Origin of the sequence: Paenarthrobacter nitroguajacolicus (assembly GCF_007786235.1) — a bacterium.
GTDB lineage: Bacteria > Actinomycetota > Actinomycetes > Actinomycetales > Micrococcaceae > Arthrobacter > Arthrobacter nitroguajacolicus_A.
Window position 1 is genome coordinate 329,366 of the sequence record NZ_VNFK01000006.1, and the last position, 15,725, is coordinate 345,090.

General features: G+C 62.1%; 10 protein-coding genes and 2 tRNA genes. 4 read left to right on the forward strand and 8 right to left on the reverse strand.

Features of this window, described 5'->3' with window-relative positions:
* Positions 1 to 96: 96 nt before the first annotated feature.
* Together FQP90_RS10760 and FQP90_RS10765 are read left to right on the forward strand one after the other, a co-directional pair.
* On the forward strand, positions 97 to 2,148 hold the full coding sequence (locus FQP90_RS10760) for a TPM domain-containing protein (RefSeq protein WP_208759982.1): 2,052 nt from the start codon (positions 97 to 99) through the stop codon (positions 2,146 to 2,148).
* 99 nt (positions 2,149 to 2,247) lie between these two features.
* On the forward strand, positions 2,248 to 3,036 hold the full coding sequence (locus FQP90_RS10765) for a PspA/IM30 family protein (protein ID WP_144650007.1): 789 nt from the start codon (positions 2,248 to 2,250) through the stop codon (positions 3,034 to 3,036).
* A 114-nt stretch (positions 3,037 to 3,150) separates the two neighbouring features.
* Here FQP90_RS10765 and FQP90_RS10770 read toward each other — a convergent pair whose 3' ends face one another.
* From FQP90_RS10770 to FQP90_RS10790, 5 genes are all read right to left on the reverse strand, one after another.
* Entirely contained in the window at positions 3,151 to 3,942 is a 792-nt protein-coding gene (locus FQP90_RS10770; protein ID WP_144650009.1) for a GntR family transcriptional regulator, read from the reverse strand.
* A 123-nt stretch (positions 3,943 to 4,065) separates the two neighbouring features.
* Positions 4,066 to 4,139 (reverse strand) — tRNA-Met (locus FQP90_RS10775).
* Positions 4,140 to 4,285: 146 nt separating this feature from the next.
* Positions 4,286 to 4,359: transfer RNA gene (locus tag FQP90_RS10780), tRNA-Met, on the reverse strand.
* Positions 4,360 to 4,493: 134 nt separating this feature from the next.
* Entirely contained in the window at positions 4,494 to 7,490 is a 2,997-nt protein-coding gene (locus FQP90_RS10785; RefSeq protein ID WP_144650011.1) for a UPF0182 family membrane protein, read from the reverse strand.
* Between the two features lie 126 nt (positions 7,491 to 7,616).
* Positions 7,617 to 8,753 (reverse strand): YlbL family protein, encoded by a 1,137-nt coding sequence (locus tag FQP90_RS10790; protein WP_144650013.1) that lies wholly within the window; start codon positions 8,751 to 8,753, stop codon positions 7,617 to 7,619.
* A 211-nt stretch (positions 8,754 to 8,964) separates the two neighbouring features.
* Here FQP90_RS10790 and FQP90_RS10795 point away from each other — a divergent pair, with 211 nt between their 5' ends.
* Positions 8,965 to 10,392: a zinc-dependent metalloprotease gene (locus FQP90_RS10795; protein WP_144650015.1), complete on the forward strand. Its 1,428-nt coding sequence runs from the start codon at positions 8,965 to 8,967 to the stop codon at positions 10,390 to 10,392.
* A gap of 57 nt (positions 10,393 to 10,449) precedes the next feature.
* Here the strand turns inward: FQP90_RS10795 and FQP90_RS10800 are convergent, their stop codons facing one another.
* Genes FQP90_RS10800 through nudC form a run of 3 tightly spaced genes read right to left on the reverse strand, consistent with a single transcriptional unit; the run spans position 10,450 to position 14,191 of the window.
* Positions 10,450 to 11,076, reverse strand: a complete 627-nt coding sequence (locus tag FQP90_RS10800; RefSeq protein ID WP_144650017.1) for a M48 metallopeptidase family protein — start codon at positions 11,074 to 11,076, stop codon at positions 10,450 to 10,452.
* Positions 11,076 to 13,208 carry an ATP-dependent DNA helicase UvrD2 gene (locus tag FQP90_RS10805; protein WP_144650018.1) on the reverse strand — a complete coding sequence of 711 codons (2,133 nt, stop codon included), beginning with the start codon at positions 13,206 to 13,208 and terminating at the stop codon, positions 11,076 to 11,078. The genes FQP90_RS10800 and FQP90_RS10805 overlap by 1 nt, the downstream gene beginning before the upstream one ends.
* A complete protein-coding gene (gene nudC / locus FQP90_RS10810) occupies positions 13,205 to 14,191 on the reverse strand; it encodes an NAD(+) diphosphatase (protein WP_144650019.1) in 987 nt (328 codons plus the stop codon). Before nudC ends, FQP90_RS10805 begins: the two co-directional genes overlap by 4 nt.
* A 171-nt stretch (positions 14,192 to 14,362) precedes the next feature.
* On the opposite strand from nudC, the gene FQP90_RS10815 reads away from it, so the two are divergent.
* On the forward strand, positions 14,363 to 15,631 hold the full coding sequence (locus tag FQP90_RS10815) for a macrolide 2'-phosphotransferase (protein ID WP_144650020.1): 1,269 nt from the start codon (positions 14,363 to 14,365) through the stop codon (positions 15,629 to 15,631).
* Positions 15,632 to 15,725: the final 94 nt, after the last annotated feature.

Sequence of the window (15,725 nt, forward strand, 5' to 3'; positions counted from 1 at the left end):
AGCGACCTGCGGCTTTACACCATGCGTGGGGGCGCTGAGCATTCTGTGACGATTGGTACGCCTTGTTCCAGTCGCAGACGTGCTGAAGGGTTGCACATGCGGTCAATATTTAGACGCGTACTCGCTGTCATTGGCGTGGCTGGACTGCTGGCCTTCCCGGCCAGCGCGGCTTGGGCCGCGGATCCCGTGACGATACCGTCCGGCCAGAACATCGTGGACGATGCGAACGTCCTGGGAAACCGTAAAGGCGAAGTCCAGGATGCCATTGCCAAAACACTTAAGGACCACAAATACAATCTGTATGTGGTAACCGTGGACTCGTTTACGAACCCCACATCCCCAGTTGACTGGACCAAGGCCGTTGCCGAGAAAAAGGGCATGGGCAAGGCAGACGCCATCCTGGCCATCTCTACCACGGGCCAGTACAACTTTGCCTTGAACTCGGGTAGTTCCATCTACTCCAAGCAGTCCGCCATCGCGCAGAACGCCGTTGTTGCCAATCTGGCGGGCGGTAAGAAGGACTTCGCCCAGGCCGCAATTGATACAGCCGCTGCCATTGGCGATGCCGCAGGCGGAGGCAGTGGTTCGGTCCCGAGCGGAAATGCTGGTGTCGGTGTACTCGTAGGGGTTGGCGTAGTAGCCGCCGGCGGCGCTGGAACCTACCTCTACCTGCGCAACCGCCGCAAGAAGGGCACCAAGGCTGTCAGTGCCAGCTATGGCCCCCAGGGTGAGCAGCTTGATCCGCTGGCAGGATTGACCATCCCGGAACTCCGTCAGAAGAGCGGCTCCCTGTTGATCGAGGCGGATGACGCGATCAAGTCCAGCGAGCAGGAACTCGGCTTTGCACAGGCGCAGTACGGTGACTCCGCAATCGGCAACTTCACCAAGGCTTTGGAAGAAGCCAAGGGCCACATGACCGAGTCCTTCAAGCTTCAGCAGCAGCTTGACGACCACATTCCTGACACGGAAGAGCAGCAGCGGAGCTGGCTGGGCGAAATCATCCGCCGCTCCGAGGCCGCCTTGGCATCCCTGCGTGATCAGAAGGCCGACTTCGATTCCCTGCGGGAACTGGAGAAGAACGCCCCGCAGGCTTTGGCAGCAGTGACCACTGGAGCCAAGGACGCGGACGCCAAGATCGCCAGCGCTGAACAATCGCTCGAAGGTTTGCGTGCCAAGTACGCCGACTCTGCCTTGGCGCAGGTCTCCGACAACATCCTCCAGGCAAAGGAGCGTCTGGCTTTCGTGCAGAACGCGGTTGCCGCAGCCCAGGAGAAGCTGGCAGGTGGGGAGAACAGCCTGGCCGCCGTGGCCGTCCGTGCCGCGGAGGAAAGCCTGCACCAGACCAACGTGTTGATCGATGCCATCTCCAAGACGGCCGGAAGCCTCGATGAGGCCCGCGCGTCCTTGGAGGGTGCCGTAGCAGAGACCAGCCAGGACCTGGCACAGGCCAGGGCAATGATCCAGTCGGGCGAACACCCTGAACTCGCCGGGCCTGTGGCCGGCGTCGAAGCCGCTCTGGCCCAGGTGAAAACCGAAATCCAGGGTGGCAAGATCGACCCCATCGCCACCCTCAGCCGCGTCGAATCAGCGCATCAGGCCTTGGACCAATCGTTGTCAGGTATCCGCGACCAGCAGGAACAGGCCCGCCGTGCCCAGGCGTCGCTGCAGCAAACCATCATGGCGGCCCAAGCTCAGATCAGTGCAACCTCGGACTACATCACGGCCCGACGCGGTGGCGTAGGCACGGAGGCCCGGACCAGGTTGGCAGAGGCTCAGCGCAACCTCGATTACGCGCTGTCCATCTCACGTAATGACCCCGTAACGGCCCTGACCTACGCCCAGCAGGCGCACTCGCTTGCTGCGCAGGCCGCGCAACTCGCGCAATCCGACGTGGACCAGTTCGGCCACGCCGACCAAGGCTACGGCCGCGGCGGCATGTTCGGCGGAGGCGGCGGAGGTGGCGGTCTCGGCGGCGCCATCCTGGGCGGCATCCTGATCAACTCCATCCTGAACGGCGGCGGAGGCGGCTGGGGCGGCGGAGGCAATGACGGCGGCGGAGGCGGAGGCTTCTTTGGCGGAGACTCCGGCGGTGGAGACTGGGGTGGCGGTGGCGGAGACTTCGGTGGTGGAGACTCCGGCAGCTTCTAGCCAGACAGACTAGGCGGGGTCTATGCCCCGTGTAGAAGCGGTACAACAACTGATCACTGATTTCAGTGGGCACCACTGAGCAGGACGAAAGGCAACACCATGGTTAAGCAGTCCATTTTCGGTCGGATCTCTCAGCTCGCCAAGGCAAACATCAACGCCTTGCTGGACCAGGCTGAGGACCCGCAGAAGATGCTGGACCAGATGGTCCGCGACTACACGAACAACATTGCCGAGGCAGAGTCCGCCGTAGCCCAGACCATCGGCAATCTCCGGATGCTGCAGGCTGACTACAACGAGGACATCAAGAACGCCCAGGACTGGGGCAACAAGGCCCTCGCAGCGTCAAGGAAGGCCGACGAGTACCGGAATGCCGGCGATACCGTTGATGCCCAGAAGTTCGACAACCTTGCCAAGGTAGCCATCCAGCGCCAGATGACGGCCGAGTCCGAAGCACGCTCCGCAGAGCCGAGCATCGCGTCCCAGACGGAAGTTGTGGACAAGCTCAAGACTGGCCTTGATCAGATGAAGAACAAGCTCAACCAGCTCACTGCCAAGCGCAACGAGCTCGTGGCCCGCTCCAAGACCGCAGCTGCGCAATCCCAGGTGCACGATGCCCTCAAGAGCATCGACATCATGGATCCCACCAGCGAAGTGGGTCGCTTCGAAGAGAAGATCCGCCGCGAAGAGGCAAAGGTGCTTGGCCAGCAGGAACTCGCCAGCTCCAGTCTGGACGCCCAGTTCAACCAGTTGGAAGATCTTGGTGAGCAGACCGAAATTGAGGCGCGCCTCGCAGCGCTCAAATCGGGCGGTTCCAAGCCCGCCATCGGCGCAGGTGCTCCCGCGTCCAGTGGCGCAACGGTTGACGAAGCCGACTTCGACAAGCTGTAGTCGCTGGTCAGACCGTTTGCCGTGACCTGCCGCTAACCCAAAAGGGGCCGGATCCTGAAAGGATCCGGCCCCTTTTGTGGTGTTGACCTTCCGGTAAGGCCCCGTCGGCCAGCTTCAGGAGCCTGGCGGTAATTCGTGGCCAGGACTCGCATCAGTTGCCACTTCGGCGCGAATCTCAAAGCCCTTCGGGTGGAAGTACGTCACGGTGCACTCCAAGACCTCGCCATGCGGTCCCAAGGTCGTCCGCTCCAGGCGCGGCACCATGGCGAACCCACGGACGTTCAGGGCGTCGGCGAGATGCTCTGGTGGCGCGTGCATGGTGACAGTGATTTCGGCCCGCTGCAGAGGCTTCGACGTCCTGTCCTGGATGACCTGATAGATGGAGTTCCGTTCAGCATCGGCCAAGCTGATGTGGCGGCCGATATGTGAGGGAATGAAAATCTCCGCTATGGCGTAGGGCCAGCCTGCACTGGAATATGACCGGCGGATCACCAGGACCAGGTTGTCGTCAGAAACCAGCTTGGCCGGAACTGACGAGTCCTTCTCCATCCACTTGTACTCGATGAGACCTTTGACCGTCTTCATTCCCGCCGCAGTGAATGTCTCCATGAAGGGGGCCAAGCGATTCAGCATCTTTACGGGACGCTGGGCCATGACGAACGTTCCTTTGCCCTGCCTACGGACCAGCAAGCCCTTCACCACCAACGTTTCAATGGCTTTCCGGACGGTGGTGCGGCTAATGCCGTAGTCGTCCATCAACGACTCTTCCGTGGGTATTCGCGAGCCTGGCTCCAAGCGGCTGACCTGGTCTGTGAGAAAGTCAGCCACCTGCTGGTACACAGCAACCGGGCTGTCGCGCTGGAGGGCGAGGTGACCCAAGTCGTCTTTGTAGTCGTCATTGACCATTGGGCTGTTCCATCCATTCCCTTGCCGCAGCAAATCCGGGTTCGATGCTAGCACCGGCAGCAGCGGCACCTGGTTAAACAGAAGATCCGGATCAGTGTTGACTGATCCGGATCTTCTCTCCAGTTGCGGGGACAGGATTTGAACCTGTGACCTCTGGGTTATGAGCCCAGCGAGCTACCGAACTGCTCCACCCCGCGTCGCAAGAACAACTCTACCGCACCCGAAAGGGTGCTTTTGACCATCTGCCCGCAATGGTGCCACAGATCACTTTTCACGGAAAATTCGCTGTGGGCAAAACAAAAGGTCCGGATCAGCCTTGACTGATCCGGACCTTTTTCTCCAGTTGCGGGGACAGGATTTGAACCTGTGACCTCTGGGTTATGAGCCCAGCGAGCTACCGAACTGCTCCACCCCGCGTCGCAAGAACAACACTACCGTCCGGTGAATGTCAGACCAAATCCTGGCTACGTGATGTGCATCTCCCCCCAGTGCAAAGGGCCGGCACCTGCTCCAACAGGAGCGGGTACCGGCCCTTCAATCGCCTGCGGCTATCAGCTGCTCGGCGACGGCGACGGCGTCGCGCTGGGAGTAGTCCCCGGCGTCGCGGTTGGAGCTGGTGTTGCACCCAGGCGGGTTTCCGCGTCGAGTGCCTTCTTCAGGGCCTCGGACAGCTTGGCCTGCTGGGCACCGTACGTGGCAAAGTCGCCCTTTGCCAAAGCAGCCTGGCCATCCTGGATCGCCTTGTTGGCCTCGTCGAGCGCTGCCTTCAGGTCAGCCTTGGCGTCGGTCGGGCCAGCGGGAGGTGCAGTAGTACCAGGGGGCGTGGCGGGCGTTTGGCCATTGTTGTCAGCATCGCCGGCTGTTGCGCCGGAGTTGCCACCGAACAACTGGTCGAGTGCTTCGTCCAACGTGGGTGCAAAGCCGATCTTGTCACCGAAGGCCACGAGCACACGCTGAAGCGTTGGGTACGACGTCTCACCCGTGGACTTCAAGTAGACAGGCTGTACGTAGAGCAAGCCACCGCCGACTGGCAAGGTCAACAGGTTTCCGTTCAAGACATCGGATGCGCCCTGCCGCAGGAGGTTAAGGGCCTGGGAAACGGTGGGGTCCGAGTTGAACTTGTTCTGCGCCTGCCCCGGCCCGGGGACTTGAGTATCTGTTGGGAGCTCCAGGAGCCTAAGTTTTCCGTAGCTCTCCCCCTTGACTCCCTTGACGTTACCGGCGTCGGAGTCAGCAGCCAGGAACCCGTAAAGAATGTTCCTCGCGCTGCCGTTGACCGTCTGCGGAATGAACGACGATGTCAGCTGGAAGGCCGGCTTTTCCTGGTCCGGCATCTGCAGCGACATGTAGAACGGAGGTTGCTTGACAGCCTCGGAGACAGTGGGATCGTTGGGAACGCTCCATGCGTCGTTGTTCTGGTAGAAGCTGTCAGGATCCGTCACATGGTAGCGGCCCAGAAGTTCGCGCTGAACCTTGAAGAGATCCTCCGGGTAACGGACGTGGCTCATGAGGTCGCCCGACATTTCCGAGTACGGCTTGATGACAGTCGGGAAAACCTTCTGCCAGGCCTTCAGGATGGGGTCCTGGTCATCCCACGCGTACAGGTTGACCGAACCATCGTAGGCATCCACCGTGGCCTTGACCGAGTTACGGATGTAGTTCACCGAACTGTTCGGCAGGGCGACAGTGCGGCCTGCGCTCGTCTGTGAGTCAGCAGTGGCGTTCTGCAACTGCTGCGGCTGGGAGTACGGGAAGTACTGGCTGGTGGTGTAGCCGTCAACAATCCACTTCACGCGGCCGTCAACGACTGCAGGGTACGCATTGCCGTCAACAGTCAGGTAGGGAGCCAGCTTCTCAACACGTTCCCGTGGATTACGTTCATACAGAATCTGGGATTCTGCGTTCACGCCATCTGACAGCAACAGGTCCGAGGACTGGAACTTGATGGAGTAAAGGATGCGGTTGAGCCAATTGCCAACGTTAGGTCCGCCGTTGCCACTGAAGGTGTACTGGGTTTCGCCGCCACCTTCCCGCCCTGCGGGCCGGTCCTGCTCACGGTTAGGAGCGCCGTCGGGTGCGCCCACAATGGAGTACTCGGGAGAGTTCTCACCGAAGTAGATTCGCGGCTCATACGTCGTGTCATTGCCGAGGACGCCGTTGGAGGGAATACCTGATTGCAGGAATTCGGGTTTACCGTCAGCGGTGAACTTGTTGCCCTTGGCAGCAACCACACCGTAGCCGTGGGTGTAGACAATGTGCCTGTTCACCCACGTCTGCTGGTTGGCGCTCAAGCCGTCCGGATTCAGTTCGCGAACGGCGATCACGGTGTCCTGGACTTTGCCATCCACCATGTATCGATCAACATTCAACGTTTGCGGGAACTGGTAGTAAGGGCGGTACTGCTCCAGTTGGGCGAACGCCGAGGAGATGAGGTTCGGATCGAGGAGGCGGATATTGGCGGTGGTCTGCGCGTCCGCGGCCAAGGCCCCTGTTGTAGCCGTAGTAGTGGCGTTGTAGGCCGATACGTCGATCTGATCCAGCCCGTAAGCCGCCCGCGTCATCTTGATATTGCGGTCGATGAACTCCTTCTCCAAGGTGTTTTCCGAGGGCCGCACCTGGAACTGCTGGATAACCCACGGGTAGACGCCACCGGCAAGGATGGCCGTAATGACCAGCATCGCGGTACCAATGACCGGCAAACGCCAGCGGCCAATGATCGCAGCGATGATGAACAGGATTGCCACGAGGCCGGCCGCCACGGCGAGGATGGCCTTGGTAGGCACAACGGCGTTGACATCCGTGTAGAGCGCACCGGCCCAGCGGCCGGAATTGCTCTGCACCGTGGTGTACCTGTCCAGCCAGAAGTTGATGCCCAGCAGGACCAGGAAGACAGCGCCGGTGACAGCGATGTGGATCTGGGCTGCGCGGCTGGTGAAGATGCCACGCTCCATGAGGCGGATACTGCCGTAAAGGTAGTGGGTCAGGATGCCTGCGATACCGGCTACAACCGCGATGCTGATCAGGAATCCGGTGACGAATCCCAGGAACGGCAGGGACATCAGGTAGAAGCTGATGTCGAGGTTGAACAGCGGGTCCGTCTGGCCGAACGGCTCTTGGTTGAAGAACAAGAGTGCCTTCTGCCATTGACTGGCTGCAGCGCTGCCGGCAAAAAGCCCGAACAGGATCGGCAGGCCGACCATAACCACCCGGCGAACTGGCTCAAGCTGTGCCTGGTAGCGGTTGAGGTTGTCGCGGGACTCCGCATCAGGCGCGTAGACGGGCCGGGAGCGGTAGGCGATCCTGATGGCAAAGAACACGGCCGCGAACATCATGGCGAAACCGATCAGGAAGGTAATGATCCTGGCGAGGTTTTCGCGGATATAAACTTCGAAAAAGCCGAGCTGCTGGTACCAGAGGACGTCAGTCCACACATTGGCGAAGAAAATGAACCCGACGACAGCCACTGCAACGACAATGAGCGTCGGCGTCAGGGCACCTCGTCTCAGCGGTGATCTTCCGGGCGGGTTGGAGCTGGCGGGACGGGACAAACTCTGTACCTCATTGGTGTCAGTGAACAGTCGGTGTGCGAGTGGTTGACATTCTCTGCCGCTGGGATATGGCGGAGGCCGTCATATATGCCACGAGTGGCAGTAAAGCTAAGTTCCTTCGCCAGTCTAGTTGTTTGTGCAGGTGGGAAGGCCAGTCGTGTCCTGTCCGGACCCGAGCCGCTCCACGGCGGCAGTGGCGTCGGCCAGCGTTTCCACTTTGACAACCTGCAACCCGTCCGGGACATGGCCCACTACATCCGCACAATTGGCAGCCGGAGCAAGGAACATGCTGGCCCCGTGCTGCCGGGCCCCGATCATCTTTTGGGCAATACCGCCGATAGGTCCCACGGCTCCATCTGCAGTGATAGTGCCTGTACCAGCGACGTGTTTACCGCCAGTAAGGTCCCCCGGTTCGAGGTTGTCCACGATTCCCAAGGCGAACATCATTCCAGCGCTCGGTCCGCCCACGTTCTCCAAGGAGATGCGGACATCGAACGGGAAGGTGAAATCGCTGGCGAGAAGAACACCCAGGACGTAACGGTCCGCCTGGTTCTTGGTGGGCGTCACCGTTTCCGTCACGGCGGCACCGTCCCTGTCCACAACGACGACGGCCGGGGCACCGGCCCCCGCTGCCAATTCCGCCTGGATCACGCTCATGGACGTGACGGGCTTGCCATTGATGGACGTCAGGCGGTCGCCTTCCTGGATCTTCCCGGCTGACGGCGATGGATCGGACAAGCCCGCAACGGTCAGCCGCTGCTCAAAGGGGATGTCCAGCTGCCGCAAAGCTGCGGCGACGGCATTCTCCTGCGAGGTTTCCATGGCAATTTCGCCCTGTTGCACCGTTTGTTCAGCCGTGGTGCCCTTGGGATAGATCAGTTCCTCGGGGTAGATGGCCTTGGAAGGGTCCAACCATGCGCGAAAAATATCGAAGATCGTGGCAGGACTCTTTGGGCCACCGGTCATCACGACGGTAGTGAGGTCGAGGTTGCCGTTGGCCGGAAAAGACTCCCGGCCGGTGATGGTGATCACCGGCTTATCGCCGTCCTTACCCAAGGTATTGAAGGTGGGTCCCGCTGACTCAACAACGTAGGGAACAGGCAATGCCGCTGCGCCTATGCCGAGGCCCAAGGCCAGCAGCCCCGAAATCACCATGATCATGTAGCGGCTGTCCCGGGGAGGCGCCGACGGCACGGAGGAGGGATCGGCGTCGGGCGTTTGACGCGGGTCCAGTGAGCCCTCGGGGCTGGGTGAAGTAAGCATTGAGGCCTCTCTATGCCGGCGTTGCTTGACCGGTTCCATGGCTCATCCCGCCGAAGGGCGGCAGCGGCACATACCAAACATCAACACTACGCGGTCCTGCGCTGCGAGGCTGCTTTGCCTACAGCGAACGGCGCCGCTTCCGGGCAGACAGCCCTCCGGCCGCGCGGTACGGTGAAAGAGATCACCAGCCAGTTCGACGATCGGCGGCACCATGACTTCCAACCCCAACAACCCGTCCAACGACGACGACACACCCAAGGACCCGCTGGCAGAAATGCTGCAGAACCTGATGGGCGGCCAGGGCATGGGCAACATCGATCCCGCCGAGCTGGCCAAGGCCGCAGGCCTGCCCAACGACCCCCAGCTGCTCCAGCAGATGTTCGCCCAGGTCCAGGCCATGATGAGTTCCACCTCCGAAGGGCCCGTGAACTGGCAACTCGCTCACGAGAATGCACGCCGGGTCGCAGCAGCCGGCACCGATCCCTCGGTCAATGCCCAGCAGGCCAAGGAAGTCGACGAAGCACTTCGGCTCGCGGAACTTTGGCTCGACCCCGTTACCGATCTCTCGGCAACCGGCCTGATCGGCCGTGCGTGGTCGAGGGCCGAGTGGGTGGAAGCGACCTTGGGGACATGGAAGCGGCTGACCGAGCCGGTGGCGAACAGCATCGCCAATGCCCTGTCCAACGCCCTCACCCAACAAATGCCCGAGGAAATGAAGTCCATGATGGGCGGCGCTTCCTCCATGCTGCAGAACATGGGCGGCGCGATCTTTGGCATGCAACTGGGGCAGGCAATCGGCGCTCTCTCGGCTGAGGTGGTCAGCTCAACTGATATTGGTGTCCCTCTGGCAGATCTGGAGATGGCACTGCTGCCCGCCAACGTCGCCAAATTCGGAGAAGGCCTCAGCCTCCCCGAGAACGACGTACGGCTCTTCCTTGCGGTGCGCGAAGCCGCCCACGCACGGCTGTTCGTGCAGGTCCCGTGGCTGCGTGGCCACCTGCTCGGGGCCATCGAGGCATACGCCCGCGGCATCCACATTGACATGTCCCGCATAGAGGACCTGGCCCGGGACTTGGACCCCAGCAACCCCGAGGGAATTCAGGAAGCACTGTCCCAGGGAGTCTTTACGCCGGAACGCACTCCCGTGCAGACGGCAGCACTGGAGAAGCTTGAGACTGCACTCGCGCTCGTCGAGGGCTGGGTGGACGAACTGACCGCGGAAGCTACCGACAAGGTGCTCCCATCCGCTACAGCGCTGCGCGAAACCGTCCGTCGTCGCCGCGCGACCGGCGGACCGGCCGAGCACGCGTTCTCTTCCCTCGTCGGCCTGGAACTGCGTCCGCGCAGGCTCAGGGAGGCTGCCACCCTGTGGGCAACGCTGAAGGAAGAGCGTGGCATCGCCGGCCGCGACGCGATTTGGCACCACCCGGACTTGCTGCCAACGGGTGAGGACCTTGACGACCCGAAGGGCTTCTCCGAACGCCGACGGCTGGCCGAGGCCAGTGACAGCGAAGTTGACGACGCCCTGCAGAAGCTGCTCAGCGGCGGTTACGACACCACCGACGATGCTGAGACTTCGGATTCCCGGGACGACGAGAAAGAAACGGACGACAACGACCCGGACTCGCCGAGCAAGTAGGCAGGTTCCGCAATTGTCCTCCAGCAACGGCCGTCCTTCATGGCGGCCGTTGCTGGGTTAATCAGTCAGTTCCGCAGCGCACTCTGGTTGATTGTCACGCCCTGATTCCGGCGCGAGGCCCCGAGACGTCGCAAAAGCCACTCCTTCCAGGAACGCCTTGGCACGCTGGGTCTCAGGATAGGCCTCGACAAGTCTCCAGAAGTCGGCGTTATGCCCAGCTACCAGCAGGTGGGCAAGCTCGTGAACAAGCACATAGTCGATGACCCATTGCGGCATGGGCTGAAGCTTGTTCGAAAGCCGGATGGTGCCGTCCGCCGGAGTGGCCGAACCCCACCGCGAGTTTTGGTTGCCAACCCAGCGGACCGACGTCGGGACTGCGCGCCCGCCCAGGTAGGTCCGTGAAAGTTGCGCGGCATGCTCGGCAAGCACTTGGTCCGTTGCCGGACGGCGCCTGCCCTGGGCGTTCCGCCGCTCACCTTGCTTCTTCAGTTTGGCCAGCATGCGCTGGACCCATTCACGTTCCTGGGACTTGGTAAAGCTCGCCGGGATGGCCACCACTGCATTGCCGTCTTCCCAGAACGCAGCAACAGTCCTGCGGCGTCGCGATGATCGCCGCACGACTACAGGGGTACCGTCATCGGTGACCTGCGGAACGCCGGCGTCGGCAGCCGGTGGGCGCGCCATCAGAGTTCAGAGCTCTCAGCAAGGACAGCCAGGACAGCTTCGCCGTAACGTTCCAGCTTGGACGGGCCGATTCCCGCCAAGACGGCCAATTCCTCAAGTGACGAAGGTTTGGCCTCGGCAATCGCCGTAAGGGTAGCGTCCGTGAAGACCACATACGCCGGGACGTCGGCTGACTTCGCCTCATCCAAACGCCACTGCCTCAGCGCATCAAACGTCTGTTCCTCGTAGGTGGGCGGGCATTGGTTGCAGCGACCGACTTTGCGTTCGGCTCCGCTTCCCAGCATGCTTCCGCAGACCCTGCACGACGCCGGTGCGGCAGCTTTGCGACGTGTGGGGCCTGTCTTGCTGCGCGCGTTTGCGGACGCCACGGAATCCGGACGGAGTCCGTCGAGGAAGCGGGACGGTTTGCGGTTGGCCCGGCCACCAGGCGTACGGGCTGTGGACCATGAAAGATTCAAGTGCTCCCGCGCCCTGGTGATTCCGACGTACAGCAACCGGCGTTCTTCATCAACATCTTCAGGGGTGTCCGCGAAAGAAATCGGCATCAGGCCCTCGCTCAGTCCCACCAGGAACACGGCGTCCCATTCCAAGCCCTTCGCTGCGTGCAGCGAAGCGAGAGTCACCCCTTGGACCGTGGGGGCATGTTGCGCGACCGAACGCTCCTGCAGTTCGTTGACAAATTCGGCCAACGTGAAGGATTCGCCCCGGCTGACGGCAAGTTCGTCGGCCAAGGCAACCAGCGCCGCCAACGATTCCCACCGCTCGCGAAGCGCTCCCCCGCTGTGCGGAGCAGCTTCGGTGTACCCAAGGGAGGCGACGATGTCCCGCACGATCTGTCCCAATGCTTCCTGGGGTCCCTCGGCCACCGCCCGGGTAGCGGCTCGCAGCTGGAGAATGGCATCCCGAACTTCCTTGCGCGCGAAGAACCGTTCGCCTCCCCGGAGTTGGTATCCGATGCCTGCTGAGGCCAGTGCTTGTTCGTAGGCCTCGGATTGTCCATTGGTGCGGAAGAGGATGGCTATCTCGCTGGCTTTGACGCCACCGTTGAGCAGCTCCTGAATCCGGCCTGCCACCACGGCGGCTTCGGCTTCGTCATCCGGGCACTCCATGAACCGCGGTTCCGGACCCGTGGGACGCTGCGCCACCAGCTTGAGCGGCGGAGCCCAAGCGGCATCCGCCACGGGGCCACCGCTGCGCCGGGAACCGAGGAGTTCGTTGGCCAACTTCACCACTTGCGGTGTGGACCGGTAGTCCCGGATGAGCTTGACGACGGTGGCGGCGGGGAACTGTGCCTTGAACCCCAACAAGTGCTTGGGCGAAGCGCCGGTAAAAGAGTAGATCGTCTGGCTGGCATCGCCCACCACGCACAGTTCATCACGACCACCGAGCCAGAGGTCCAAGAGCCTTTGTTGCAGGGGCGAAACGTCCTGGTACTCATCCACCACAAAATGGCGGTATTGCTCACGAACGGTTGCTGCCACCTTCGGATCCTCCTGGAGGATGCCGACCGTGATCAGGAGGACGTCTTCGAAGTCTATGACGTTGCGGTCCGTTTTGATGTCCTCGTACGCCTGGAACACACGGGAAACCGCCGTGAGATCGAATCCTCCGGGAGTTCCACGGCCCTGAGCATTCTCCAGATAGTTCGCTGGGGTGAGCATGGACACCTTGGCCCACTCGATTTCTGCGGCCAGATCCCTGATGGACGCACGATCAGTGCTGAGGCGAAGCCTGCGGGAGGCCTCAGCGATCATGTTGGCTTTGTGGTCCAAAAGGCTTGGGAGCGTACCGCCGATGGCCTGGGGCCAGAAGAACTGCAACTGCCTCAGGGCCGCAGCATGGAAAGTACGGGCCTGTACATTGGCAACGCCTAGATCGCGAAGCCTGCTCCGCATCTCGGCCGCAGCACGGGCCGTGAACGTCACGGCCAGCAGCCGTTGCGGACTGTACACGCCTGAGTGAACGCCATAGGCGATGCGGTGGGTGATGGCACGGGTTTTTCCCGTTCCCGCTCCAGCGAGCACGCATAGAGGGCCCGACAAGGTACTGGCGACTTCGCGCTGCTCTTCATCCAAACCGCCGAGGATGCGCTCCTCAAGCGAGCCCCCGGCGTCGAAAATATCTTCTGTCACGGCTGGAGGTCTTCGATGACGCCGCCGTACCAATGCTCAATCAATGAACGCGCGATGGACAAACGCGTGGAGATGGTGATCTCGCCACTCAGCACGGCCGCCTGCAGCTCATCGCGGCTGAACCACCGTGCGCGGGTGACCTCTACGCCATCGGGGCGTGCAACGGCGTCGTCGGTGGTGGCCGTGAACCCCAGCATGAGCGAGGCGGGGAACGGCCAGGACTGTGAACCGAGATACTGGCAGGCCGTCACACGGACACCCACTTCTTCCCCTATTTCACGAACGACAGCCTGTTCCAGCGATTCACCGGGCTCGACGAATCCCGCGAGCGTGGAATAGTTCTTGGCGTCGAGGGGTCCCCCGCCGCCAAGAAGGAGTCGGCCATCAGGTCCCACCACTGTGACAATGATGGCGGGGTCCGTACGTGGGTAGTGCTCCGAGTTGTCCTGGGGACAGCGCCGCACCCATCCCCCGGCCTCTATGTCCGTAGGAGTCCCGCACTGGGGGCAATGCGTGTGGGTTGCGTGCCAGTTGGAGATTGCGCTGGCCTCGATAAACAAGGCGGTGTCAGTAGCGTCAAGACGGGCGGCGACGTCCCGGAAGCCCGCCCACTCAGCATCCAGAGGGACCGTTGCGGTCCCCGGGTCCACCGGTTCAGCAGCCGTGAAAAGCAGAACGGCGGTGCCTTCCTGCAGGGAGGAAGACGTCAGGGTTGTGCCCAAATAGATGGCGGCAGCACCGGCATCACCACTCTTGAGGGCGTTCCACAGCGGGGCGGCATCGCCGAACCATAGCCCATCGGCAGTCACCAGCGCCTTGCGCTGGGAAATCACCATGGCCCTCGCCGTGCCGGACGCGATGAGATCATCAACCATCCCCGGCTTCATGCGGACGCCCGATCCGCGGTCCACCATGGCTGCGCGCACTGGGAGAACAGTGTCCATCAGGTGATTGGCCAGCGCCGGTGGCTCCGTGTAACTCATGTATCTACCGTACTGACTCGTACCGACAAAAAACATTTGACGGAGCCCCGCCCTGTGGACGCGCCCCGAGTAGGTGTCCCGACGGGAGGTTCTACTGCGTATTTGCAGCGGATCTGGAGACTCGCCGCACTGCATCATGGCCACAGGCTCCACTCAATCTACCGTGGAGACGTGAGAAGAACACCGCTCGAACTGGCCGCTATAGCAACCGCGGCGGTGCCAGGTTTGGCGCCGACGGCTACAGCCTATTCCCCCGACGACGACGCCGACTTCGACTCGGCGTTGCTGCTCGACGCGGAAGGCAAGCGCTGGCGCGTCCGTTCGCCGCGCCATCCCGAAGCCAGCACGCGGCTGGAGACCGAGTTCATGGTGCTGCGCGCCTTCGCGCCCGCCATCCGCGCTGAACTGCCATTCCATGTGCCCACCATCGCGGGCACAGTGAGGCAGGGCGCCCTCACCACCTTCGTGTATGCCCACCTCCAGGGCTCCATGCTGTCCATTGAGGAACTCTCGGCGAGCAACCCTGCCTTGGCGCAGGAAATTGGCGCGGCTTTGGCCGCCATCCACGACCTTCCGCTGACTCTCGTCACCAATGCGGACCTCCCCAGTTACTCGGCCAACGAGTTCCGGCAGCGCAAGCTCAACGAACTGGACCAAGCTGCCACCACGGGCAAGATCCCGGCCACCTTGCTCCGCCGATGGGAGCACGCACTGGAAGACGTCGCTTTGTGGCGTTTCAACACTTCGGTGGTCCACGGAGATCTTCACGAAGACAACCTGATGGTCCAAGACGACACCGTCACAGCCCTGACCGGGTGGACCGACCTCCGGATTGGCGACCCCGCCGACGACTTCGCCTGGCTGGTGGCCTCCAACGAAGCCTCATTTGTTGAAGCAGTCCTGAGCCACTACACCCAAGCGCGCCGCGAAACACCCGACGCCCACCTGTTGCGCCGGGCCGCATTGTTGGCCGAGTTTGCCCTCGCCCAGTACCTGGTCAAAGCCATGGCTGCCGGGCACCAAGGCATGACGACAGAGGCGGAGTCGATGCTCCAGACACTCGCAGACGACATCGAAGAGCAGGCACGACGCGATGAAGCGGCCCAGGCCGCCGAAGACGCGGCCGCTGAACATCAGGCCTCCGAGGTCGCGGCGGCCCAGCAGCCCGCTGTCAGCGTCGTCCCAATATCCGACGCCGGTCCTTCAGTTTCGGTGGCCGCCATACCGGCCGTCGAGGAGACCGATAATGCCTCTAACGAGCCTTCTGTTGGGTCGGCTCCAAGCAGCGGCGGCGACATGGAACGAGCCGCCGGAGAAACGGAATCCGAGAGCGAAACCACTGAGGCCGGCACCTCGGGGACCAGCGACCAGGACGATACGTCCACTGCCGCCATCAGCGTGGTCAATGTAACCCCACTTCATGCGGCGGACCGGTCCTAGCCCGCTAGGTGTACTAACCCGGTTGGTTGGTGACGCGGCTGATGGGTGAGGCGCCTTTGAGTGCGGTGTGTGGCCTGCGTTGATTGTAGTGCTC